The organism is Mariniradius sediminis, assembly GCF_021491425.1.
Lineage (GTDB): Bacteria > Bacteroidota > Bacteroidia > Cytophagales > Cyclobacteriaceae > Mariniradius > Mariniradius saccharolyticus.
In genome coordinates this window covers 108,049-133,151 of record NZ_JAKEVZ010000011.1, presented here as the reverse complement: position 1 = coordinate 133,151, position 25,103 = coordinate 108,049, and the positions used below count along the sequence as shown (strand labels likewise).

Below are 25,103 nucleotides of genomic sequence, written 5' to 3'. Positions count from 1 at the left end.
ATCGAGCCATCCGATTTGAATATACCAATAAATAAACCTTTTTGCTATGAACGTATTTGTCACCGGAGGAACTGGCTACATTGGTTGCCGTCTTGTTCAGCGCCTAATCGATAAAGGGCAAACCGTAGTCGCCCTCTATCGGCAGGATCACCCCCCTATTGAGCATCCATCCCTGCGCTGGGTAAAGGGCACTTTGGACGATGAGGATAGGATTGTCGAATTGCTTCAAGGCTGCCCGCAGGTGTACCATATGGCTGCCTTGGCGCGCATGTGGCATCCGGATAAAAACGCATTTTTTACCACCAATGTAACTGCGACGGAACACCTACTGCGGGCAGCACAACGGGCCGGGGTCAAGCGACTGGTATTTACCTCCACCGCATCGGTGATCAGCGGATCCGTCAAAAACCCAGTCAGGGAAAATGATCCCCTCTTGGAACCTTTGGACGATGATTATGCCGCCTCGAAATTTATGGCAGAGCAAATGGTACTAAAAGCATCCCGACCGGGGTTTGAGACGGTGGCCGTCAACCCGCCCCGTGTCTATGGACCGAGCTTGGTGGGTAACAACCCGGTGAACAACCTCGTCAAGGGCTACCTGAAGCGCCGGTTTTACTTTGTGCCCGGCGATGGTTCCTACTCGGCCAATTATGCTTTTGTCGACGATGTGGCGGATGGGCATATCCTGGCTATGGAAAAGGGGAAACCCGGTGAGCGCTATATTCTTGGCGGTGAGAACCACAGCTACAACAGCTTTTACAGCGTCCTCGAATCCCAACTGAGACTCAAACGAAAAAGCTTCGGAATGCCACAAGGAGTCATGAAAGCGGTGGCGGCTTTATCGGACGTGATTACGCGCGTCTCGGGCCGGGCGCCCTGCGTGACCAGCCCTATGGTGGGCAAGCTGTATTCCAACCGCATGCTGTCGATAGAAAAAGCTGTTAAGGAACTCGGCTATCGGCCGATACCGCTGTCAGAGGGCCTGCGCAGAACGATTGAATCAATTCAAGGACAAAACCATGGAAAATAATACATACGCCATCATCACCGGTGCCTGCGGTGGACTGGGCACTTCCTTTGCACTCGAATGTGCCGAGCGCGGCTATAATCTTCTCCTCGTTGACCTGCCTGCCGCCCATCCGGAGAACCTGGAGCGGTTTCTGCAGGAAAACTATCCTGTGCAGGTGAAATCCATCGCCTTGGACTTGACCGCTCCCGAGGCTCCTGCGCAGCTGTTGCAGCGGGTGAGGAACGAGGGAATGGCTGTAAGCCTGCTGGTGAACAATGCTGGACTTCCCCAGAATGATTTTTTTGAAAATACAGACAGCGACTACATGCGCAAGATGGTTGAGGTCAATTGCATCTCCTATGTCTCGCTGACCAGTGCCTTGCTGCCTGAATTGAAAAAGCATCCGCAATCCCATATCATCAACGTAAGCAGTTTGGGCGGATTCTACACGCTTCCGCGAAAGACCTGCTATTCGGCCACGAAAGGTTTCGTCAGACAATATTCACAGGCATTGAATATGGAGATCAACCGCTTTGGCGTACATGTCAGCTCCCTATGCCCCGGCCCGATGACCACCAATATCAACAACTATATGCTGCACCGTGATTTGAACTGGTTTTCGCAGCAGATGCTGGTACATCCCAGGGAAGTGGCCCGTTACACGATGGACAAGGCGCTGAAAGGAAAAGAAATCATCATTCCGGGCAGGTTGAATAGGATATTGCATGTCTTTTCCTCTGCCATACCTCCCGTCATCAGCAAGAAGCTGATCATGAATTCGATGAAGCAACTGGATAAAAAAGGATAGGTAAGCCCTGCTTGATATTAATAGGGATGGATGGATCCAACCGGTCCGGGAAACCAAAACATTGTCAGCAAGTGAATAGATTCCTTTTTTGGCAGGAAATCGAAGGGACATATTTGTCCAAAAATCGGGTCGCGTGGAGAACCTTGGTGGCGAAAATCCACGCGTGTAAAATGCAGGAATATCGACAATGTCTTTGAATAAATACCAGAAAGGCTTAATTTCTACAATTAATTGAAAAACAGAATGTTATCAACTAATTTATAACTGAATGAAACAAAGCATCTGCCATTCTCTCCTGCTGACCTTTGCCCTTTTTAGCAATAGCTTTGGACAGTCTCTCGAAAGGATCTTCTATTCGACGTTTAGCCCACAAGGTTGGGATATATACCTTTCAAAAGACAAAGGAAAAAGTTATAAAAATTTCACTGACAATCCTTCTTTAGATTATGATGCCGTTATAAGTCCGGATGGTAAATGGGTTGTATTTACGTCCGAAAGGTCAGGCATACCTCAACTCTATGTACAGGCCATCGATGGGAACTACCCTCCTTCGCTTTTGATCAAAAGCAAGTCCTTTCAGGATCAGGCAACATTTTCGCCTGATGGCAGTCAATTAGCATTTGTGGCTTCCCATGAAGGAAACTCAGAAATTTATCTCATCCCTTTTCTTCCCGACTCGATTCAGGATATCGAAATAGCCAAAAATCTGACCAACCACCCAAGTGGGGATTTTCGGCCCGCATTTTCACCGGATGGACAGCGAATTGCCTTTAGCAGTGACAGGGATCACGAGATAGTCCCACACCCCCAATTTCCATTCGCCCGTCAGCGAATAGGAGATATATATTCGGTAGACATATCTGGCGAAAACCCCACTCGGCTGACTAATTCGGAATTCTGGGACGGCAGTCCGAGATGGTCAGCCGATGGAGCAAAGATCATTTTTTATTCGGGCCGAAATGGTCAGAATTCAATTTTTGAAATGGATGCTGACGGATCCAATCAACATCAAATCATCGAGTTTTCCGGACCGGCTGTTTCGCCAGACTATCTGCCGGATGGGACCATCGTATTTACGACTTGGCAGAATGAGAAAGACTTCAAAGTCATGAAGTTTGACCCTAATTCGAAAGAAATTACTCCTTTGATTTCCAACGGCCCCGATTTGATGTTCAATTTAGACAGTCATCTGAATGGCACGATGGTGTTTCACGGTGGCCCCTATGCGGCCAACCATGGGGTACCGGGAAATTTTGGTTTTGACGGAGATGTTCTTGCTAAGCTTCCAGACACCGTTTCATTCGCTGGTCGGCAGGTGAATGTATACGGAGTAAGAAGGGCTTTTGTGGCTCCCCCACAAAAAGGAAATACTTTACTCTTCTACGACGCAAATGATATTCAAAGTTTTTGGGAATTTCTCAAGCCACTGGGCTACGGTGTTTTTTGGCTCCCGATTCTTGTGCTTGGTATGTTTCTTTCAGGCTTATTTTTAGGAGTTAGACATAGGAAAAAGATTTCGTTTTGGAGATTTCTTTTGTTCAGCCTATTGGCCATTGTCTTTGGATTGATTACAGGAGGCACTTTCCTTTGGGTAGATACCATCAGCCCGATGCCTATCAGTTCGATTCGGTGGATAATGGGCTTGATGACAATTGTTTTGCTTGGTTTAACCTTGTGGGCATACAAAAGAGCGATTCGAAGTAGGAGGAACGGAAACGAGGCCTACATTCTTTCCCTGTCATACAGCTTTCTTTTCGGAGGATTATCACTATTCTCAGTATTCTGTACAGTTTTTATCAATCAAATGGTAAATTCTACCTTGCATTTTTATCAAGTTGATTACGTGACAGGGGAAAAAAAGCAACTATTTGTTTTTGAGAAAGAATCCGACACAAATCCAGCAAATTTTTCAGTATTGGACAGCAAAGTCAGCCATGATGGAAAAGCATTTATTTTCACGACAGGGAGCTTTCGAGCCAATGCAAGGACGCAAGGTGACCTTTGGAAATATGACTTTGAAACCAGACTTATTGAAAAACTATCTGACTCGCCGTACAATGATGGATTTGGAGATATCAGTGAAGACGGCAAATTGGTTTTTAGGAGCGGCAGAAGCGGTTACTTTGACATCTACTTAAAAACAAATGACGAAACCATAAATCTGACTCAGGATTCCCACCGGGATAATTTTCCAGCCATATCCAAACAAGGCGATAAAATTGTATTCTCTTCCGACCGGCTAAGAACGGAACACGAATACAAAACAATGGACATTTTCCTCATGAGCTTAAAACCCGATGGTACTTGGACCGAGCCGGAAATCATTTCAATCGGCAGCGGACAAAATGCACATGCACATTTCTCACCCGATGGCGAATGGGTAATTTATACCACCGAAGGATACGGCATAAATGATGAACAAGCTTTGATTCAACCCATCATTTTTTCACCGCAGATGTATGGGGAAATCGTGGCATACAACGTTCAGACAAAAGACCGAATACGGCTCACTCACAATAAATGGGAAGAAGGGACTCCACTTTGGGTTGAATAAATTTCGTTCGAAATGGCCGTTTTTTGATGCAGCCCTTCTTGCTTGCTGAGCAAAGCATAAAACAAACCTTTCAGCTGTTGCATACGACAATAATGACCACGATTGGTGCGTGTATGGTACCCGATCAACCAAACAAGGGAGACCAGGAACAAAAGCAAACAACCTACCAATGCATCATCCATAAAAAGTCATTGTATCGTCCACAAAAGTGGTGTTGCGGAGCACTTTTCCCAATACGGAGAAATGCGTATTTATCGGAAGTTTTTGCTCTCGCCGAAGACCCTGATGGAGTGAATGGAGTTTGGATTATTGGATTTTGGGGTGTTATGCGCCAAAGGCAACATCTGTTGCCGTTTTGTAACCTGCCTTTGAAGTAAGGAAATAGGCTTCTATAAAGATGCATAGGATTTTTTGAGCTACCGGTTCGTCGGTCGGGAAATGCAGTAGACTCCCTCTACCTAGCGCACAGGAAATTAGGTCCCTTCAGGAAATACCTTCGAACTGAATTTGTCAAACTCACCAAGTCCCTGAAACGGGCACACTTGACCTGCCTGGGATTTTTTTAACGGTCCAGCATTAATGGCAACCCTTTGGCGACAAAATTAGCCTTCGACCTAGCGTTTATGAACACAAAAATAGTCCAACTATTTCCCGAGAATCTCTTTGCGGTGATTGAGGCCCCAAGTGTGAAGTTCATTCATCACCTTTTCCAAGGACATGGCATATTCAGTCATTGTGTATTCTATGGAGACAGGGTAATCGTCATACACAGTTCTTTTGATCAATTTGTGCTGTTCCAAGTCCTTCAACTCTTTTGCAAGAACCTTCGAACTAATCTTCGGAATACTTCTTTCGATATCACGAAAGCGTTTATTGTTATGCTTGATGGAAACAAGAATCATCATCTTCCATTTCCCGCTGACGACATCGAGTGCATCGCGGATGGGCAACATGTCTTTCAAACAGTTTTCCGACATTGGTTTTTCTTTTGCCATTGATTCGTTTTAATTCTGCTTACTTTTAGGAAACCGCTTACTTTTGGAAAGCAAATGTAATTATGTTTGCACGATCAAACCAAATCAATCTACAAAATGGCAAACAATCAACATTCAAAGGGACTCCACATCAGTTTATGGGTGGCACAAGTATTATTGGCCTTGGCATTTGGCATGTCAGGATTTTTGAAGATTTCTTCTCCAGTTGAAAAATTGGCGGAAATGGGAATGACCTTCGTTACCAGTTACGACCCGGCTACGGTTCAATTCATTGGCGTTGCTGAATTGCTGGCAGCGATTGGACTGATTTTACCTTCGGCACTGCGTCTATTCCCAATCCTTACACCACTTGCTGCCACTGGACTTGCAATTATTATGATCCTGGCAACACAATATCATGTTGCGCATAGCGAATCGCCAATCGCAAACCTTGTTTTATTCGCTATCGCTGCTTTCGTTGCTTGGGGAAGATTCAAGAAGGCTCCTATCCAACCAAAAAAGTAACAGGTATTGCTGTTTTCCTTGGGCTAAGGCAAAACCAATTTTTCCTTTGGGTCGACATGACCAATCGTCCCAAAGGGATTTTTTTTCGCTACTCTGATTGAAAAATCGGGCACCAACTCGGGTAACCGTTGGAAATACCTCCCTTTAAACTTGCTGATTGTTTGAATTCTGCGTTTGCTGGCCATTGCACGCTCCAATTGGGCTGCGGAAGACGAAAATGTAATCCCCCAGTTGAGTTTCCATGCCATTGTGCAGTTACATGAAGACCTTATTTTGTCTATTTTTAGATTGTCTAAAAAACGGGAAGACTTCAGTCTCATGAAAGATTTTGGTCAATCCTAACGTGGAAAAAAATGCACTGCAAAAACTGTGGACATAAAATCGATGGGAACTTTTGTAGCCAATGCGGCCAAAATTCAAACGTTTCCCGAATTACATTCGGCAGCATTGTCCAAGAGATATCCGAAAGTCTATTCCAAGTCAACCGAGGGCTGTTTTTCACCATCAGGGAACTGTTTCTAAGCCCGGGGCAGAGTATCGATGATTTTCTCGAAGGCAAAAGGAAAAACCACTTCAAACCGATCGCCTATGTGCTTACCTTGTCGACCCTGTATTTTTTGGTCACGAAACTCACCGGTCAAAACACTTATTTGGATGATTTTATCGCTGGTCTCAGATCAGGAGTTTCCGAAACCACTTCGGGTTTTGAATTACTCGACATCGTGACTTGGCTGGCGCAAAACTACGCCTACGCTGCCTTGTTGCTTTTACCGGTTTTTTCGCTCGCTTCCTATCTGGCTTTTTATGGTTTTGGGAAAAACTACCTCGAACACATCGTCCTCAACTCTTATGTCACCGGACAGCAGGCGATTTTCTACGCGGTCTTCGCGATTGGGGGCAAGTTGATCGACTATTACATCTTGGAGTTGTTTCCATTTGTGTTTTCGATCGGCTACGCTTATTGGGTCTTTTGGCAGTTTTTTTCCAGGGGAAGTCGATGGGGAAATTTGCTGCGATCTACTGCGTCCTATCTATTGTACCTGCTCTTTAATTTGGTGTTTTTCCTTTTGATCGCGTTTGTGGTGAGGTGGTGAATAAATGCTGCGCCAAGGTTGAAATTTGATCAAAACACAAATGCCAGACCGCGGGAAAACGTTATCTTTTCATATTGATGTTTTGCATGCAAAGCCATTTCAATCAATAAATTGTCAAGAATACCAATTTCAACTCTGATCATGATACAGCACATGAAGCCGCTCATCAGCTTTCTCCTTTTCCTTAGTCTACAAACCGTTTCGTTCGGGCAAAACGTTGAAAAAACCTATCTTTTGGTACATGGTGCCTGGCACGGTGCCTGGTGTTGGGACAAAATTGTCCCCTTGATGGAGGCCAAAGGCTACAGGGTTGTTGCGATTGATCTACCAAGCCACGGGGCCGATACCACCGACGCGAGTACGGTGACATTTGACGACTATGTTTCCAAAGTGACGGAGACTGCCCACAGGTTGGAGGGCAAGATTATCTTGGTGGGTCATTCCATGGGTGGGACCGTGATCTCTCAGGCAGGTGAGGTTTTGGGCAAGGAAAAAGTTGACAAGCTGGTGTACCTGGATGCGTTTCTTCCTAGAGACGGTGAATCTGTAAGTTCCTTGGCCCGGATGATCGAAAGTAGCCTGCCGGTAGACAGCACACGGCTAACCATTGGGGCGGGACTTATAGTGGGTGCAGACGGAAAAACGAGCACATTTAAGCCAGAAATCGCTGATATCCTGTTCTACAACGACTGCAGTCAGGCCGATCGGGAATTTGCGCACGAGCGCCTGAGTCGGCAGGCATTTGCACCTCTCGGGACACCCGTATCAGTCAGCGACGGCGTATATGGAGCCATTCCCAAATATTATATCCTCTGTACCGAAAGCAAGGATCTTGACAAATCGATCCTACCAACACGGGTACAATGCGAAAAAGTGCTGAAGATCAGATCTAGCCACTCCCCTTTCTTTTCCAAGCCAAAGCAGCTGGCAAATATGCTGATGCAATTGTGAGATGTGAAACATCTGATGGTAACTTTCTTTGAAAAGGCGGATATTGTGATTTAAATTGGTGCTTGAAACCTATTCCAATCCTTGAGGAGTAGTTTTTTTCTCAGTCCATACTGATGTGAACCCTGACAAAAAACCACCACTATGAACTCCACAGCCCATCACGACGAGCGCATCGCTAAAATGACTTTCTCTTCAGTCTATCCGCACTACCTAACGAAGGTGGAGAAAAAAGGTCGGACGAAGCAGGAATTGCATGAAGTCATCGAGTGGCTGACGGGCTTTGATGAGTCTAGGCTGCAAAACCTGATAGACAGCAGGGCGACTTTTGAGGAATTTTTCGGCCAAGCCAAATTGAACCCCAACGCGAAGTTGATCACGGGCCTGATATGCGGGTACCGCGTCGAGGAAATCGAAAATCCCCTGACCCAGCAAGTGCGGTACTTGGACAAGATCGTCGATGAACTGGCGAAAGGGAAGAAGCTTGAGAAGATTATGAGGGGGTGAAATGGGCACTCTTGAAAAAAATAAGCAACCATTATTCTCCTTTTCCAATCCATCCAATCGGTTTTTAGGTCAACGCTCGGCAGACATCAAGAAGTTAGTGTCTAGAAAAGCAATTAGATAGAAACTTCTTATCCCAGTCAGAATAATCTCTTATCCATTTTGTCAAGGGAAAAATTACGATCCCAATTTTTTGTTTTCGAAATTGCGTATCGACGCCACGCAAAAAGTCTATTTCTCCAAAAAACGCCACAGAATCAAGCCATGCAAAGCATCAAGGACCCATTTCAAAAACTCGCCCAGGACAGGAAGTTCATAATCGAGTGCTACGGCGAGATGCTGACCCGAATTCAAGAAGAAAAAGTCGCCGCACAGATCGTTCAATCGGAACCTGAGGGTAGCTGGGAATCAAGTGAAATCCCCATTGAGAAAACGATCCAATCCCTGAGCATTTACTTCCAGTTGATGACATTGGTGGAGGAAAATGCTGCAACCCAATACCGGAGAAAATTGGAGGATAGGGAAAGCATCGCTTCAATCAGAGGTTCTTGGGCCGAGGCACTGGCAATTTGGAAATCGCAAGGAGTATCTGAAGATGAAATGTTGAAGGCCATTTCGGCAACTTCCGTCAATCCTGTACTTACGGCACATCCCACCGAAGCGAAGAGGATTACAGTCATCGAAATACACAGAGAGCTTTACCTGCTGCTCGTCCAGCGGGAAAACCCCTCGCTCAGCCAATTGGAGCAGCTTGCAATCCGGGAAAAAATCATTCAACTACTGGAGCGGTGGTGGAGGACTGGTGAAATCTATCTAGAGAAACCCGACATCAGGGATGAACGTGCAAATGTCATCCACTACCTCAGCAAGGTATTCCCGATGGTAATCCAAAGAAGCGATCAGCAGTTGAAAAATTCCTGGATTGCCTTGGGTTTTGACCCCAAAAAGATCAAGGATGTCGACGCTTTTCCAAAAATAAAATTCGGCAGCTGGGTCGGGGGTGATCGGGACGGACATCCCTTTGTCACGCCTTCGGTAACCCAAGAGACTCTTTTGATCCACCGTAAGACCGCATTGGGCCTCATTCGGGAGGAATTGATGGTATTGGCAAAGAAACTCTCGATATCAGGCATCACCAATCCCCCTCCCGCACAGCTTCAGGAAGCAATTGCCCAAAAATCCAGAACGCTCGGCGAGTCGGCGACAACCGCAATTAAAAGAAACCCCATCGAACCCTGGCGCCAGTTTGTCAACCTGATCATCCTCCAATTAGAAAACACAGTTTCTGAAAAAAATGCTGACTCAGGTGCCTATTTCAAATCAGCCCAGGCATTGGAAACTGATCTTGCTGTTCTTAAAGAGTCTTTACTGCAAAATGGCATGGCCATGATAGTAGAGGACTTGATTTTCCCGGTGGAAAGGGCATTGAAGTGCTTTGGATTCCACTTGGCCAAATTGGACATCAGGCAAAACAGCGCATTTCACGACAAGGCGATTTCCCAAATCCTCGCTGGAGCTGGCTATACAAATGTAGATTTTGCAAATTGGGCCGAGGAAAAGCGGGTTGAGTTCCTGAGCGAACTTCTTAGCAAGCAAACCCCAATTACGGATATTACAATATCCTATGGTGCTGAAGCAGACAATATCCTCGACTGTTATCGGGTAGTCCGTCAGCACATCAACGCGTATGGTTCTGCAGGTATCGGATCGTTCATCGTCAGTATGACAAGAAGCCTCAGTGATCTTCTTGCGGTTTATTTTTTTATGCAGGAGACGCAATTACTGCAAACGGATATTCGCGTAGTGCCATTGTTCGAAACGATTGAAGACCTGCAACACGGACCTGTGATTTTGGAACAATTCCTACAACACCCGATCACCCAACTGCGTGCCGGCAAGCTTCATCGTCAGCAAGAGGTAATGCTGGGCTACAGTGACAGCAACAAAGATGGTGGCACGATTGCGAGCAAATGGAATCTTTACAAAGCAGAACAATCACTTTCGGAAGTGGGACGAAGAAATAACTTTGAGGTTCATTTCTTCCACGGCACCGGGGGTACCATCAGCCGAGGAGGCGGAAAATACCACCGTTTTTTGGAGAGTATGCCAAAAAATTCCGTCAATGGGAGCATCAAAATCACAGTACAAGGCGAATCCGTGGCGCAGCTTTTTGGCAACCCACTGACTGCCACCCACAATATCAACGCACTCGCCTCGGGAGTTGCACGTCATATTGTCGTTAGTAAAAACGGCACTGCAGAAAATGGGACTGCAAGCACCACGATGGAATTTTTGGCTGAGAGGTCCTTTAGACACTACAGGGAATTGATCGAAACGCCCGGCTTTATCAACTTCTATGGAAAGGCTACTTCCATTGATGTATTGGAGCGCAGCAAGATAGGTTCCCGCCCCGCTCGAAGGACAGGCACCAGAACACTCAATGACCTGAGGGCCATTCCATGGGTCTTTAGCTGGAACCTTTCCAGAATTTCACTCACAGGATGGTATGGACTTGGCCAGGCTTTACTGGAATTAAAGACCGAAAAACCAGACGCTTTCCGAGAGTTGAAGCGAAGCGCCATTGATTGGAGTTTTTTGAAATTCCTGTTGATACAAACCGAAACCAACCTGATACTTGCAAACGATGCGGTAATGAACTGGTACGCCGCGTTGGACGAAAATGAGTCAGAAAGGAACCTTTTCATGCAGAAGATTTTGAATGATTATCGAAACGGACTGGCAATGATCGAGGAGGTATTTGATGAGCCTGCCGCAAGCCGGCGGGACGGACAATACGACAATCTCAAATGGAGGGAATCCAAGTTGCTGCTTTTGCACCAGTTGCATATCCATTACTTAAAGGAATGGAGAGCAATTCCAGATGAATCCAGCGCAGAAAAGGAAAAATTACTTACCACGCTGTTGAGTCTGGTAAACGCGCTGTCCAGTGGATTGAAAAATACGGGGTGATTACTGTCCCTTGATTTTGATTTATCCGAAATTAGGCAGATTAAGGAACCCAAAGAACCAAGTAAAATATTCGGTCCGCAATGTGGGAAGAAAAAGAATCGTCTTCAGTATTGATTCCAAAATCAGGCATTTATTTCCAAGATTTTCAAGATTGCGATACTGGAGGAGGTGACCGTAAATGGAGGGATATTGATCTCGATCGGATAGGCTGGTTGCGCCTTCATCAAATTTGCATTAGCTCATTACTATCGTAAATTGAATCGCGTCAGATTATGGATCTCGGGAATTCGAGTTTACTTTCCTTGCTGCTTGATGTAAGAATACCTAGGCTATAACAAACGGCTTTTACTACACTTCGAAACTATATGGAAAAAATGAGCTGGATCTTGACCACAACGATCATCTGCTTTTTCACCCTAGGCACGATCTCGGCACAAGGACAGAAGCAGGCTCTAGAAAAGACAATTCAATCCACGCGAAATCTGGTTGCCCTGTGGAAATTTGATGAGCCCAGCGGCAAACCCCGAAAAGCCAGGGGAAAGGGGAAATTCCGGCTCTATGAACAGGGTGGGAAGGTGGAAAGAGTGGAGGACGGTCCAGTTTCCGGATATTCGATCAAGCTTGATGGCACAACCTTCCTCAGCCTACCAAACGACAAAACCGGAAAATTGAATATTCATGGACCAGGCAGTACGGTGACCGTGCTAGCTTGGGTAAAATGGAGCGGCGAACAAACCGGCTTTTTAGGCGGCATGTGGAACGAATATCAGGACGGTGGCAAACGCCAATATGGTTTGTTTATATCGTTGCCGCACTACAACGGAAGAAACCAGGTTTGTGGTCATATTTCCAAGACCGGAAAACCGACTCCACCCTTTCCCTATTCAATCGATTATTCCGCAAGCGCGCAGGAAGTTCCTGTAAACGAATGGTGTTTGGCTGCATTTACCTATGATGGCACCCATATCAGATCATACCTCAACGGGAAGTTTATTGCCCGTGATCCCGAACTGATAGAACATACCGCCGGGTTTGAAGGGTATCCGGATGGATTGGTCCAAAGTAAAAACCCTTACTTTTTTCCCGAGGGGCTTGGCAACAATGGATCGGATTTCACCGTCGGCGCAGTTCTGCTACGAAGGGGCATGGGCAATTTCTTCAAAGGGTCTATCGGAGGGCTTGCGGTTTTTGATCGAGCACTAGAGGAAGAGGAATTGCAAAAATTCGCTGATCTTAGTTTTTAATCCACTATCCTGCAGCAGGTGATGAGGGAAAAGACCTATGCTGCCTTCCCTTTTATTGCTAGTCTCTCCCCACCAACCTATCCATCACCAAATTGGTCCTGGCTGCACTGTGACCCGTCGATGGACAAATTCCCGTGCCCAAAAGATCGGACACAATGCTGCTGATCAAAGGCTGTTGGATATGTTTTGGCAGCTCCAATTCGTGAATGGTGGGAGAATCCCCTTCGTCCCAAAGCTCAAATGCTCCTTTCCCAAAGGTTTCAAACCGGATCATGCCCTTGCTTCCATAAATGAGGGTTTCATCCACCTCGGAATGACGGGAAGTGGTAAAGCACCAGTTGCCTGTACCGAGCACGCCATTTTGGAATACAAATGAACCCGTGACGATATCTTCGGCGGCATAGGCTTTGGCTTGGTTGGCAGAAAATCCCTTGGCTGAAATGACTGGTCCAAAAAAGAAATCAAGCAGGTCCAACTGGTGGGAAGCCAAATCGAAGAAATACCCCCCTCCTGCTATCTCGGGGTCCACCCGCCAATTGTTTTCCAAATGGACGATTAAATCGGGTTTCAGGACCTGCTTCAGGTTGATATGGACGCTGCGGACCTCGCCAATTGCACCCCTGTCCAAAAGTTCCTTGATCTTCAGAAAATGGGGCAAGGCCCTTCGGTAGTACGCCACATAAAGCGGCACATGTGCCTTTTCACAAGCGGCGATCATTTCCACACATTCGGCATAGTTCCTCGCCATCGGTTTTTCGACATAGACTGGCTTACCTGCCGCGGCGACCATTTTGGTCAGGGGAAGGTGCATGTGCGGAGGCGTCGCGATGTAGACGGCATTGACTTCCGGGTCCTCCACCAATGCCTGGGCATCTGTATACCATTTCTGTACGCCATGGCGAAGGGCATAATCCCGTACCTTTTCCTCGCTGCGGCGCATGACAGCGACCAATTTGCTATGGGGGACGATCTGCATGGCAGGTGCGGATTTGACCTCACAGACGTTGCCAACACCCAAAATACCCCAACGGACTTCCGAATCTTCGATTTTTTTCATGGTATACCAATCTAAAATGAAATCCACATTTTTCTCGCAATCAATATAAATTTCTGAAGGAAAAATTCCTGTACATCATCTTCCCGATGCCCACCTGCCCGTGTAAATCGGATTTGAATTTCCCTCAAACCTAATTATCCTTGTCATCATCCCTAACCCAAACCGAAAAATGAAATGTACACCAAGCCATCGACTCCTACTTTTGTTGACCATCCTCTTGCTCCAAGCATGTGGAAAAAAGGCAGAAGGCCCCAATTCCCTCAGCAAAGCGGAGAAAAACGAAGGCTGGGAATTGCTTTTTGATGGGGAAACCACCAATGGCTGGCATGTCTACAACAAAGGCAAATTAGCCTCTATCTGGCAGGTCAAGGATGGCGAACTCTACAGCAACCCTGAAAACATGTCCTTGGAGACGGGCGACTTGGTCTCAGACCGTCAGTTCGAGGATTTCGAGTTGAAATTTGAGTGGAAAATGACCAAAGGCGGCAACAGTGGCGTCTTCATCAACGTGCTCGAGCGGGAAGATATCCCAACGCCTTGGGCTTCAGGTCCAGAGTACCAACTTTTGGAAAATTCCCATCAGGACTACACCAATGATGTAAAGCGCCCGGGTTGTTTATATGGATTTGATGCGCAGAAAAACCGGATAGAATCCCTCCCTTTTGGACAGTGGAACCAATCCCGCATCCGGCAGGTCGACGGTAAAATCGAGTTTTACCTCAACGGTGTCCTCACCGCGGAGAAAGACCTTACCTCAGCAGAATGGCAGGCAAGCGTGGCCGAAAGCAACTTCAAGGGTTTTCCGGAATTTGGCAAACGGATCAGCGGACATATCGTGCTGCAGGATTGGGCAAAGGGTGTTGCGTTTAGGAACATCAAGGTAAAGGTTCTCTAGGATGAGTACCTTAATTGGGATTTTACTATCGAAGCTTGGTCAAACCTGTTTTTGGGTATAAAAATTCATCATTTTTATCTCCTAAATTGCCCAAAATCGATTGACCTTTAAGACCAATGGAGAAAAACTCGGCAAATAGGCGCTTCTACTCACCGGAAGTATGGATCTTCCTGCTTGCCATTCCCGTGATTTCCGCAATCAATTTTTACCTGACCTATTCCAATATCCAGTTCAATAGCTTCTTTGCAATCCGCTATCTTATAGATACGCTCCAAGGCTACGCCGCTTGGCTGATTGTCCGCGAGATCATCTTTTGGTTGGATCGCAGGCTCCCCTACCAAGCCGGCATAGGCAAAAGAATCCTCCTACAGGTTGTGCTCACGACTTTGGCAGGACTGGCTTTTATCGCCATTTCGACGGAGATCCTGAGTATCCTGATCAAAAACGAACCTGCCCCGATCGACTTCTACTCCATGGACCTGGTTATCATCGGGATTTGGTTTTTTGTGATCAACGGCGTGTACATCGGGATTTACTTTTACAAGAGCTTGGAAATGGCCGGACAAAAGAAGCCCGAGATCGAGAAAAAGGGGATTTTGGTCAAGACTGGCAACCAAAGCCTGTTGGTGAAGGACTCGGAAATCGCCATGCTAATCGTTGAAGACGACTATGTCAGCCTTGTTTCCTTTGCAGGGAAAAAATACCTCCTCGACAAGTCACTCGATAATTTGGAACAAACGCTTCCTCCCGATTCATTTTTCCGCATCAACAGACAGGCCATTCTCCATCGGCAGGCGATCAAAGGATTTTCCCGAATTGACAATGGAAAATTGAAAATCCAACTTGCCATGGAAACCAAATCCCTTCCAGAACTCAGCATCAGCAGGATCAAAGCGGCTGCATTTCGTGCTTGGTTTATTCCTGCATGATGCATTTCAGGGTGAAAATCCTATCATTTCAAGCTTTTCGATTATCCCGGTCCTGCATCGGGCTATTTTCAGCTTTTATTTTTGGCGAAAAAAAACGATGAAAAAAAACCTCATTTTAATCTTGCTCCTCTTGTGCGTCCTCTTCCCGGAAGTTTCCGCACAAGAGGACTTTCAAAAAGATTGGCGCAATTTCCCCATTGTTGTATCGCTGCAATTCCACGCCATCAGCATGCCGTTCCGGAATATGGGCTCCAACTTCAAGAACTTCGGCCTGGGCATCGGAACCGAAGTCAGCCACAACGGAAGCCAAAATTGGGTACAGCAATTTGAAGTCGTTTTGTTCAAAAATAAAGCGAGCGGCAACGGTGTTCACCTGACCACCCAAGTTGCTTGGAGGCCAGGTTTTGGATCGGGTGTGTTTGGCGAGCTGAAGGCCGGTATAGGGTATCTGATTGCCAAGCGGCCGGGCGATGCTTGGGCAATGAAGGATGGTCAATGGGAAAAACTTCCCCACGGCAGAAAAGGCAAGTTGACCATTCCGGTAGGTATCGGCGGCGGCTATTATTCCTACAGCGACAAGACCTTTGTTTCTCCATTTGTAGGCTATCAGGTATTGTTTGTGTCCAAATACAACGCAAGCATTCCCGTCATGCCGCAATCCCTGATCCAATTTGGCAGCCGCATCCATCCCAACTATTCCAACACCATTGTAGACTAGATCCATGAAAACATACGCTGTTTCTATCCTATTGGGCATTTTTTGGATACAGGTACATGCGCAGGACTGGTCTGTCAGGGCCTGTGCCGACAAACCCAACGAAGCTGCCAATCCGGCCTTGCAGGATGCGCTGGAAACGCTGGTGAAAACCGGGATCCCCGGAGCTGTAGCGGTCGTGTACAAAAAAGGGAAATTTGAGCACTATGCCGCAGGATGTGCCAGCATTGAGGACAGGGTTCCCATGGGGACTTGCCAAGGCCATTATCTCCAAAGCATCGCCAAGCTCTATCTGGCGGTCACCGTGATGCAACTGTCGGAAATGGGAAAGGTGGAATTGGACCAAAAGATTGGCCAATACCTTCCTGCGGAGGTTTTGGATTTGCTGCCCGATTCGGAACAAATCACGGTGCGCATGCTCCTCAACCACACTTCTGGACTTCCCGAATACAACGACGTACCGCTGTATGTCACCCGATTGCTTCAAAACCCCGACAAAGTCTTTGAGCCCATGGAGCTATTGGGCTATGTAAATTCGAAAAAGCTCGATTTCGAGCCAGGAAGCAGGTATTCTTACCGAAACACCAACTACCTCGTATTGGCACTTTTGATGGACCACTTGACCTTAGACCATGTAGCTTTCATGAAAACCCAAATCTTCGACAAATTGGGTCTTCAAAATACATTCTATCGGATTTCCCCTGAATCACCAGCCAAAGAGGCCATTGTCCAAAGTTATTGGGACCGGTTCAGTGATGGAAAAATCGAGAACATCTCTCAATTCCAGTGGAACAATGTGGCTTCCATGATCGGAGACGACGGCATTATCAGTACGACCGAGGATGCCATTCTCTTTCTGAGAGGGCTGATGGAAGGAAGATTGATTTCCGAAAACTCCCTTCGGGAAATGAAGTCTTGGGTCAAAACCGCAAAGGGCGTCGAAGAATACGGTCTCGGTTTGGACTTGGGGAGATTTGCTGGACAGGAGGGAATGGGTCACAGTGGCGGAGGTTTGGGATCCGGAACACAGCTCTACTATTTTCCAGAAAAAGACCTTTATGTATTTATGGGCATCAACCTGGGCACCGTGACTGCCAGCCCTATTCATGAGAAAGCCGAGGAAATTTTGGAGCATATCTATCAAGTCCTTCTCAAGTAGGGGAATTGATAGCGCGCCTTAAGGTTTCTTTCCGAATTCCCAAAAGTATTCCCGATCAAATACCCTGGAGTAGACAAACTGAGGCAATTCTTCGCGATACGGCATCAAGTCCCTGAATACCTGCTGCTGTGTGGCATGGGCTTCCATCATATGGACCAAGGTCGGAAAATGCTGGGTCGTAAGCACGGAAAAGTCGGGAGGCGGCAGTCCCCTCCCCTCTTTCGGATAGTTTTTTTGGAAGCCCGGGGAGATCTCCAGTGCGATGGCAATCTGCTTGGGAGAAAGCGTGAGTTGAAAATACTGTTTTGGAGAAAATCCGGGATGCCCATTTCCTTCCAGAAACACTTCTTCCAAAGCTCTAGATGCTGCCCGATGATCGGGATGTCCATACAAACCCACCTCGCTGTCAAAACTCAACAGGATATCGGGCTGGTGTTTGGCGATCATTTCCCGTGCTACCTGCTTGATAGTGTCCATCGAGACATCCTTCAGCCCGCTGTCGGGAAAATCAAACAATTCGAGTGCATGTAGGCCCAAAATCTTGCCCACCTGTTGAATTTCATTTGTTCTCGTGGCCCCCAATTCGGATTGAGGTACGAGTCCGTTAGTAGGACCCGCCTCGCCCCGGGTCAGGTATACCAACACGATCTCATGCCCAGCTTCCGAAAGCCCGATGAGGGTGCCACCCATCGCAATCTCATCATCGGGGTGGGCAAAAAACGCCAAAAACCGTTGTTTGGGCTCATCAGGTACCAAGCTGGCCTTCACCGGAATATCGCCCGGGTGAAGCATCCAGCGCCCCAGAAGCATTCCGCCCGCTGTCAGCAGGATCATCACCAAGACGGCAAGGAGAAATATCAGCCCGACAGATTTCATCAGAAATCCTCCTTCAGGGTGGCGAGGTAGCTGACCAAATCCCGGATTTCCCTGCGACTCAGTACCGCCTTCATATCCGGCATGCTGGAGGGCGCGTCTTTTCTGGTTTTGACATTTGCTTTCATGACAAGGGTGTCAGGACTTGCTCCTTGTTTGACCAAAATAGACTTACTGTTTTCCTCTGCAAGGACACCTACTACCTTTTTTCCGTTGTCAAGTTCCAAGGTAACCACCCCGTATCCCGGTGCAATCCGCTTGCTCGGGTCGATAAGGGATTCCAGGATTTCCTGCTTGCTTAGCCGCTTCGCAATTACATTCATGGCTGGACCTACATTTCCGCCCATGTCATCATAAGCATGGCAGCGCATGCATTGTCCAGTTTGGGATTGGAAAAAGATGCTGCGTCCTTTGGCGATATCACCCCCATTGAGGCTGCTTTGATAGGAAGCCAGAGCGTCACCCTTCCAAAGTTGGTTGGAAGCGTGCTCGTACTTCTCCATTAAAACGCTATCTTTTGTAGAATCCACAGCCTCCGACAATTCCAACAAGATATCTGTCGGCAATTTCCCGGCGGACATTTGTGCCAATAACTTTTCGAAACTAGCCGAGGTGTTTTCTACGGGTACTTTACCCAATGCGACCAAGGCAGCTTGCTTCTCTTCCGTAGTCCGCTTTTCGATGACTTCCATCAACAGCTTGACTTTGAGTTCCTTATCCAAGTCCAATTGATCCAACAACGTAAGTCCGGCCACCCGCACCGATTTATCCGTATCAGCCAAAGCCGATTCAATGCCTTTTGCGGTGGTACTTGCATTCATCTTCGCGAGGGATTGAATGGCTGCGATTTTCACCTCGGGGAAACGGTCGGATTTCACCATGGCCAACAGCGGCTCAGCACCTTCTACGATACTCAATCTGCCGATCGCCTTTGCAGCGGAAATCCGCAACTGAGGTTCTTTGTTGGCCAACATCTGCAGTAATGCAGCCGATGAAGCAGTTCTGACCAAAGCGCCATCCCGTGTCACCTCGCCCCGGTAGTGGCCGTCCACCCTATCCAAAACAGAGGGTTTGGTCCAGGTGCCCAAAGCATCAATCGCCTCCTGACGCAGTGGCAAGGGTACATCCGGCTTTTGTATGTAAGTCACCAGGTTTTGCATGGATTTCTCCGTCCCGACACGCAGGTTGGCGCTGATCGCGCGACGGATAAGGGCTTCATTGGAAAAGGAAGTCGTCACCAACAAGTCGCCCAATGCAGGCAGTGCGGCTTCGATGGAATAATCATCGTTGATGGCTCGGGCAGCTTCAGTCACGATGTATTCATTTGGATCTTTGAGAAATTGCTCAATCCCCGGATGTTCCAGCCGTCTCAATGCCAAAACAGCACCCAACCTGACCGCGTTGCTGGGTTCAGTGGCCAATTTCACCAATTCATCAGGCTGATTCAACCTTGCCAAAGCCAAGGAAGCCGCATGACGGATATAGGCATCTTGGTCGTCGTTGTTTTCCAAGAGCGCTACCAAGGATGGAAAACCGGGTTGATAACCGATTCTACCGATTGCCTCCGCACCAAAGAACCTTGCCCTCGGATACTCGTCCACCATAAGTGCCAGCATAAATTGGCCAGCAGGTTCATATTTGATATCGCCGAGCCACTTGGCAGCTTGGGCGCGGATTTCAGGATCCGAATCCTTCAACAATGGAATGATCTTTTCCGCGTATTTCTCGTCCTTCATCCTTGCGATTTGGCTCATACCTACGATCGCATTGACCCGGGCAAGTTGGTTGGAAGTCTGGTTCATGGCTTTTTCAAAAACCTTGGCACCTTTGTCTCCCCTTTTTGCCAATTCAAACTGTGCCTTGCGACGGATCCGCATGTCTTCGTAGTACAGATGGTCTTCCAATTCGGCTTCGTCCATTTTCGAGTAATCCAACTTGATGCGGCGTTCAGTTTCTTTTCTTGCGGCCCAATTTTGTCCTTCCTCATCGTCGAGCTTCCAGATTCGGCCGTAATTCTTGGCTCCCCAGCCATTGATCCAGTCCGCCACATACATTGATCCATCTGGTCCAAAATCAATTCCAGTTGGCAACACACCTCCTCTTTGAATCGCTTCGGTCTTTGCCAATTCGAAGGTGGCCCCGCTTGGTTTCAGCTGGAATGCATGGATTCCCGAACGAACGGGGTTCCCTACGAACTCTACCACGAAAAAGTGGTTTTTCCAGCGTTCGGATAGGGCTGTGCCGGGATTGTAGATCATTCCTGTAGGGCCATTGACATAATTGATGATACACGGCGTAATGTAGGCAGCCTGACCCTCGTGTCTTGGCGTGTACATTTTCTCATCCATCCAGACTTTGTAGGTATTATTGTCGGGATCCCTGTACTTTCCAAACTGCCAATTGATACGCCAACCTGTGTCCGAACCATTGACGAGGTAGACCAAGCGCTCGCTTTCTCCGCGGTGGTCTCCATCGTTGTCGACTGAGATGAGGTTGTTGTACTCATCCCAAGTGAACTCGTGGGTATTGCGCACACCCATTGCAAAAACCTCAAAGTCGCTTCCATCGGGATTGGCCCTGACGACGACGCCACGGTTGGGATACTTGTGGACATTGCCGTCCTTATCGGTGCCATTGAATCCGATATCGCCGATTCCCCAATAGATTTTTCCGTCAGGACCGACTTTTGCACCCGACATGCCATGTGAACCAAAGCCCACATGTACGCCATAGCCATTGGAAATCGATGTTTTCTTTTCAAAAATACCGTCGCCATTCTCATCCTGAAGTCTCCAAAAATCGGGAGCGACGCCGACAAAAAGATCGCCTTCGTGTTTGGTGACCGCTAGGGCCAAGTCCGTGATTTCCTCATGAAAATCATATACCGCCCGCTGAGTCCAATCTGCCCGTCCATCGCCGTCAGTGTCCCTGACCTTGAAAACGCTCTCCTTTTCGATCATCAAATCCTTCCAATCGTGAGAGCCGTCTTTATTGAGATCCGTGAGCCATTCGTTTTCAGCGCTTCTCTCTGGCGCAAATTCCTTCCGTAGGAAAGCCCTCCGATCCTCATAGGTCTGCCAGCTGATCGATGGGATTTCCCATTTTTGATGGCCGCGGATGTCAAATTCAGATATTCCAAGGCGTTCAGAGCTTACATAGTACAATGCACCTTCCTCGTCTACATAAATGGAAACCGGATCGATAATCATCGAATCCACTGCCCAAACAGACATTTTGAGGCCTTCCTTCAGCGTCGGCACAATGGTCGCCTCCAATTCCGAGGCCTTTTGATTCACAATTCCCGAATCAAATTGGGTAATTCTTAGGTCTACTGGCTCTTCCTGCTTTTTCTTGCAAGAACCAAACATGGATCCGGCTACAACAAAAATGGAAACGACTAAGGGTAAATTGGGTCTCATAGGTTTTTGGATGTTTTACGATGGATTTCCGAAAACAATTTACCAAAATAGGAAAATGGCAGTTGACAATTTTGATAATCGGTGCACAATTTCATTTTTTGATTGGGTTGATTTACCTACTTTCAAAACAAATCAATAATCGCCATGTCCTACCTAACCCATATCGCTTCGCCGACCCTCTTGATTGACGAACAGATTTGCAGAAAAAACCTCCAAAAAATGGCCGAAAAGGCCAAGAGAAATGGAATGAAACTCGTGCCGCATTTCAAGACAGCGCAATCTCACGTCATTGGTGAATGGGCCAAGGATTATGGAATCAAGGAAATCACCGTCTCCTCCATCAAAATGGCCGAATACTTCTGCGGACATGGCTGGGAAAATATCCACATTGCATTTCCGTTTAATCCGCTCGAGGCGAAACGGCTGAATAGATTGGCCAAAAACCAATCCCTTTCCGTCCAACTGATCAACGAAACCACGACCCAAACACTGGTCGACGCACTCGAAAACCCCGTGGGATTTTTTATTGAAATCGATGCGGGCTACGGCAGGACTGGCGTGCACGTTTCCGATTTTGGAAAAATTGAAGCCATCCTCCGAACCGCCAAAAAATCCGACAAACTCAAGTTCAGGGGCTTCTATCTTCATGCTGGACATACCTATTATGAGAAAGACAAGGAAGCGGTCTATGACCAAACCCGGGCAGCTTTGGGCATGCTCAAAGCCAAATACCGCAGCGAGTACCCCAAACTGGTCACCAGAACTGGAGACACGCCGGGATGTGCGGTGATGGAGGATTTTGGGGATATCGACGAAATGGGTCCTGGCAATTTTGTATTCTTTGATATGATGCAGGTGGCTTTGGGAAGTTGTACAAGAGAGGAAGTCGCCGTCGCTCTTGCGGTTCCCGTGGTGGATATCCAAAAAGAAAGGGGCGAAATCCTGGTCCACGGCGGCGGTGTACACCTCTCAAAGGACTATCTCCCTGAGCCTGACGGAGGAAAAAACTTCGGCGAAGTGGTATTCTTGACTGAAACCGGATGGACAATTCCCAAAGAAAGGTCTTTTCTGAAAAGCATCTCCCAAGAACACGGCCTGATAAAGGCCTCATCGGAGCTTTTGAAAAGCGTCAAAATCGGCGATGTGTTAGGCATCCTGCCGATCCATTCATGCATGACAGCGGATTGTATGGAAAGCTATCTGAGCATTGGCGGGGAGGTGATTGACCATGCGGAAGGCGCACGTCAAGGCTGATGTAAATACGCTCGATCAAAAAAAATGCGTGCTGATTGGCGGCACGCATTTTTTTATATCGTCTTACCCGGATGCTAGTAACCCAGGATCTTGAGCATGCTTTCACTTTTTTGCTCCGGAGCAAAAAGCCAATGCTTGATGCTGCCGTCCTTTTCCCGGTCAATGATAACGTGCTTCGGCGCTGGAATCAGACAATGCTGAATCCCTCCGTAGCCGCCAAGTGATTCTTGATAAGCGCCAGTGTGGAAGAAGCCGATGTATTGTTTTCTCCCCTGTTCGATTTTTGGAAGGTAAATGTTGAATTGGTGCGCCTCGGAATTGTAGTAATCCATGCTGTCGCAGGTGAGGCCGCCGAGGTTGATATTGTGGTATTCCTCATCCCAATTGTTGACCGCAAGCATGATATACTTTTGGTTCAAACCCCAGCTATCCGGCAATTGGGTGATGAAGCTCCCATCAATCATGTACCAAAGTTCCTTGTCGTTTTGGAGCTTTTCATCCAAAATCGAATACAAGACCGCACCGCTCTCGCCTACCGTGTAGCTGCCAAATTCGGTGAAAATGTGCGGCTCGTCCGTATGGTTTTTGGCACACATCCACTTGATATTTTTGACGATCTGCTCTGCCATATACTGGTAGTCATAGTCAAAAAACACGTTGTACTTGATCGGCCAACCTCCACCGATATCCATCGTGTCGAGGCTCGGCGCGACCTTTTTGAGGTCTACATACTTCTGGATAAACCTCGTCAATTCGGACCAATAGTATGCGGTGTCCTTGATGCCTGAGTTGATGAAAAAATGGAGCATTTTCAAGGATACCTTTGGGTTATACTTAATCTTTTCTTCATAGAGTTTGATGATGTCGTTGTATCGGACTCCCAAGCGGGAAGTATAGAAACCAAATTTGGGTTCCTCGTCGGCAGCGATACGGATACCTACTTGGAATGGCACTTTGACATGCTCGAGGTAATAGTCGATTTCAGTCAGGTTGTCCAAAACTGGAATGCAGTTCACAAATCCGTCGTTCAACAACTCTGTTATGTATTGGCGGTAAAGCTCGCGCTTGAAGCCGTTGCAGACGATGTAGGTCTCTTTTGTGATTTTCCCTTTCTCATACAGGCTACGCACCAATGGGATATCAAAGGTGGAGGAAGTCTCGATGTGGATGTCGTTTTTCAAAGCCTCATCCAATACAAAGCTGAAATGGGATGACTTTGTGCAATAGCAGTAGGTATAGTTTCCCTTGTAGTCGTGCTTCTCGATCGCGTTGTTGAAGTAGGTCTTTGCATTCTGGATATTCTCGGAAATCTTGGGCAGATACGTCAGCTTCAAAGGCGTCCCATAAGACTTGATAATCTCCATCAGGTTCACACCGTTGAAATGAAGCTCATTGTTTTCAACGTGAAATTCTTTTGTGGGGAAATCAAAGGTCTGCTGGATGAGATCAATGTACTTGTTCATGGGAAATGGGGGAACGGTTTGAAAACGAGTCGCAAAAATTGCGGATTCTGCTGGTTATTCCAATGAAAAAAGGGAAAATCCCGCAGGACTTTCCCTCAATTTAACATTAAGATCATATGCCCAATCAGTTACCTGCAAACAGCTCTCTTTTCAGAAGTTGGCTTTCCCTACCAAACCGCTCCTGATTTTCGATCACGCGCTTCAGAATCTGCTTGAATCTCATCTCCTCTTTCAGTACTGAAAAAACTCTTTCCAAAAACGCTACTGTGTCTCGCTCCTCAGATTGATAGAATTTGACAGCAAACGTATCCAATTCACTGTAAAACTCTACTGACCCTTTACAAGGCTGACCGATCGCCAACAAGCCATTGAGTAGTGGCTGAATCGACTTGTAGGACTCATTTACTTTGAAATATGCTACCTGAAATACTTTCTTCGACTCGGGGAAATTTGGGAAGCCAAATCCAGCGAGTCCAGCAATCTCGACCATAGACTCTTCAGCGAGTATATCCCTGACTCCTTTAGTAGTCCTGCCGGAAAAGTCTTTTTTGGAAATCTCCCTGAATGGGTATATTTCTTGGATTTGGGTGCCGGATTGTAGATGCTGAACTGCCATGACGATAATCGTTTATTAAAATCTCATTGATGATTCAAAAGTAAAAAAGCATTTTGTATTATCCTAATTACCCTATCATTTTTATAGGGTAAT

20 protein-coding genes are annotated in these 25,103 nt (G+C 47.1%); 14 read left to right on the top strand and 6 right to left on the bottom strand.

Going from position 1 to position 25,103, the window contains the following annotated elements; translation table 11 throughout:
- Positions 1–46 precede the first annotated feature (46 nt).
- The 3 genes from L0U89_RS14750 to L0U89_RS14740 all read left to right on the top strand — a co-directional run bounded on the left by L0U89_RS14750 (position 47) and on the right by L0U89_RS14740 (position 4,371).
- The gene (locus L0U89_RS14750; RefSeq protein WP_234862216.1) at positions 47–1,030 is read left to right on the top strand and encodes an NAD-dependent epimerase/dehydratase family protein; all 984 of its coding nucleotides are present in this window, start codon (positions 47–49) and stop codon (positions 1,028–1,030) included.
- The gene (locus L0U89_RS14745; protein ID WP_234862215.1) at positions 1,020–1,817 is read left to right on the top strand and encodes an SDR family NAD(P)-dependent oxidoreductase; all 798 of its coding nucleotides are present in this window, start codon (positions 1,020–1,022) and stop codon (positions 1,815–1,817) included. Before L0U89_RS14750 ends, L0U89_RS14745 begins: the two co-directional genes overlap by 11 nt.
- A 268-nt stretch (positions 1,818–2,085) precedes the next feature.
- Complete coding sequence (locus L0U89_RS14740; protein WP_234862214.1) at positions 2,086–4,371, top strand: hypothetical protein; 2,286 nt, start codon at positions 2,086–2,088, stop codon at positions 4,369–4,371.
- Positions 4,372–5,015: 644 nt separating this feature from the next.
- Here the strand turns inward: L0U89_RS14740 and L0U89_RS14735 are convergent.
- Positions 5,016–5,366, bottom strand: a complete 351-nt coding sequence (locus L0U89_RS14735) for a winged helix-turn-helix transcriptional regulator (RefSeq protein WP_234862213.1) — start codon at positions 5,364–5,366, stop codon at positions 5,016–5,018.
- A gap of 96 nt (positions 5,367–5,462) precedes the next feature.
- Between L0U89_RS14735 and L0U89_RS14730 the strand changes: the two genes are divergently transcribed.
- The 6 genes from L0U89_RS14730 to L0U89_RS14705 all read left to right on the top strand — a co-directional run bounded on the left by L0U89_RS14730 (position 5,463) and on the right by L0U89_RS14705 (position 12,630).
- Positions 5,463–5,870 carry a DoxX family protein gene (locus tag L0U89_RS14730; RefSeq protein ID WP_234862212.1) on the top strand — a complete coding sequence of 136 codons (408 nt, stop codon included), beginning with the start codon at positions 5,463–5,465 and terminating at the stop codon, positions 5,868–5,870.
- A gap of 353 nt (positions 5,871–6,223) precedes the next feature.
- Complete coding sequence (locus L0U89_RS14725) at positions 6,224–6,964, top strand: DUF3667 domain-containing protein (protein WP_234862211.1); 741 nt, start codon at positions 6,224–6,226, stop codon at positions 6,962–6,964.
- Between the two features lie 141 nt (positions 6,965–7,105).
- Complete coding sequence (locus L0U89_RS14720) at positions 7,106–7,915, top strand: alpha/beta fold hydrolase (protein ID WP_234862210.1); 810 nt, start codon at positions 7,106–7,108, stop codon at positions 7,913–7,915.
- Positions 7,916–8,056: 141 nt separating this feature from the next.
- The gene (locus tag L0U89_RS14715) at positions 8,057–8,419 is read left to right on the top strand and encodes a DUF2200 domain-containing protein (RefSeq protein WP_234862209.1); all 363 of its coding nucleotides are present in this window, start codon (positions 8,057–8,059) and stop codon (positions 8,417–8,419) included.
- Between the two features lie 261 nt (positions 8,420–8,680).
- Complete coding sequence (locus tag L0U89_RS14710; protein WP_234862208.1) at positions 8,681–11,386, top strand: phosphoenolpyruvate carboxylase; 2,706 nt, start codon at positions 8,681–8,683, stop codon at positions 11,384–11,386.
- A gap of 374 nt (positions 11,387–11,760) precedes the next feature.
- Positions 11,761–12,630, top strand: coding sequence for a LamG-like jellyroll fold domain-containing protein (locus tag L0U89_RS14705; protein ID WP_234862207.1), 870 nt, complete (start codon positions 11,761–11,763; stop codon positions 12,628–12,630).
- Between the two features lie 58 nt (positions 12,631–12,688).
- Here the strand turns inward: L0U89_RS14705 and L0U89_RS14700 are convergent, their stop codons facing one another.
- A complete protein-coding gene (locus L0U89_RS14700) occupies positions 12,689–13,687 on the bottom strand; it encodes a Gfo/Idh/MocA family protein (protein WP_234862206.1) in 999 nt (332 codons plus the stop codon).
- A 169-nt stretch (positions 13,688–13,856) separates the two neighbouring features.
- Here L0U89_RS14700 and L0U89_RS14695 point away from each other — a divergent pair, with 169 nt between their 5' ends.
- The 4 genes from L0U89_RS14695 (at position 13,857) to L0U89_RS14680 (ending at position 17,385) form a co-directional block, all read left to right on the top strand.
- Positions 13,857–14,582 carry a 3-keto-disaccharide hydrolase gene (locus L0U89_RS14695; protein WP_234862205.1) on the top strand — a complete coding sequence of 242 codons (726 nt, stop codon included), beginning with the start codon at positions 13,857–13,859 and terminating at the stop codon, positions 14,580–14,582.
- Between the two features lie 116 nt (positions 14,583–14,698).
- The gene (locus L0U89_RS14690; RefSeq protein ID WP_234862204.1) at positions 14,699–15,511 is read left to right on the top strand and encodes a LytR/AlgR family response regulator transcription factor; all 813 of its coding nucleotides are present in this window, start codon (positions 14,699–14,701) and stop codon (positions 15,509–15,511) included.
- 97 nt (positions 15,512–15,608) lie between these two features.
- Entirely contained in the window at positions 15,609–16,229 is a 621-nt protein-coding gene (locus L0U89_RS14685) for a hypothetical protein (RefSeq protein ID WP_234862203.1), read from the top strand.
- Positions 16,230–16,233: 4 nt separating this feature from the next.
- Positions 16,234–17,385 (top strand): serine hydrolase domain-containing protein, encoded by a 1,152-nt coding sequence (locus tag L0U89_RS14680; RefSeq protein WP_234862202.1) that lies wholly within the window; start codon positions 16,234–16,236, stop codon positions 17,383–17,385.
- Between the two features lie 18 nt (positions 17,386–17,403).
- Here the strand turns inward: L0U89_RS14680 and L0U89_RS14675 are convergent, their stop codons facing one another.
- Positions 17,404–18,261 carry a PIG-L deacetylase family protein gene (locus L0U89_RS14675; RefSeq protein ID WP_234862201.1) on the bottom strand — a complete coding sequence of 286 codons (858 nt, stop codon included), beginning with the start codon at positions 18,259–18,261 and terminating at the stop codon, positions 17,404–17,406.
- Positions 18,261–21,677 carry a HEAT repeat domain-containing protein gene (locus L0U89_RS14670; protein WP_234862200.1) on the bottom strand — a complete coding sequence of 1,139 codons (3,417 nt, stop codon included), beginning with the start codon at positions 21,675–21,677 and terminating at the stop codon, positions 18,261–18,263. Before L0U89_RS14670 ends, L0U89_RS14675 begins: the two co-directional genes overlap by 1 nt.
- A gap of 144 nt (positions 21,678–21,821) precedes the next feature.
- Between L0U89_RS14670 and L0U89_RS14665 the strand changes: the two genes are divergently transcribed.
- Positions 21,822–22,931 (top strand): alanine racemase, encoded by a 1,110-nt coding sequence (locus L0U89_RS14665; RefSeq protein WP_234862199.1) that lies wholly within the window; start codon positions 21,822–21,824, stop codon positions 22,929–22,931.
- Between the two features lie 74 nt (positions 22,932–23,005).
- Here L0U89_RS14665 and L0U89_RS14660 read toward each other — a convergent pair whose 3' ends face one another.
- Both L0U89_RS14660 and L0U89_RS14655 read right to left on the bottom strand, forming a co-directional pair.
- Complete coding sequence (locus L0U89_RS14660; RefSeq protein WP_234862198.1) at positions 23,006–24,394, bottom strand: arginine decarboxylase; 1,389 nt, start codon at positions 24,392–24,394, stop codon at positions 23,006–23,008.
- A gap of 124 nt (positions 24,395–24,518) precedes the next feature.
- Positions 24,519–25,010, bottom strand: a complete 492-nt coding sequence (locus tag L0U89_RS14655) for a hypothetical protein (protein WP_234862197.1) — start codon at positions 25,008–25,010, stop codon at positions 24,519–24,521.
- Positions 25,011–25,103: the final 93 nt, after the last annotated feature.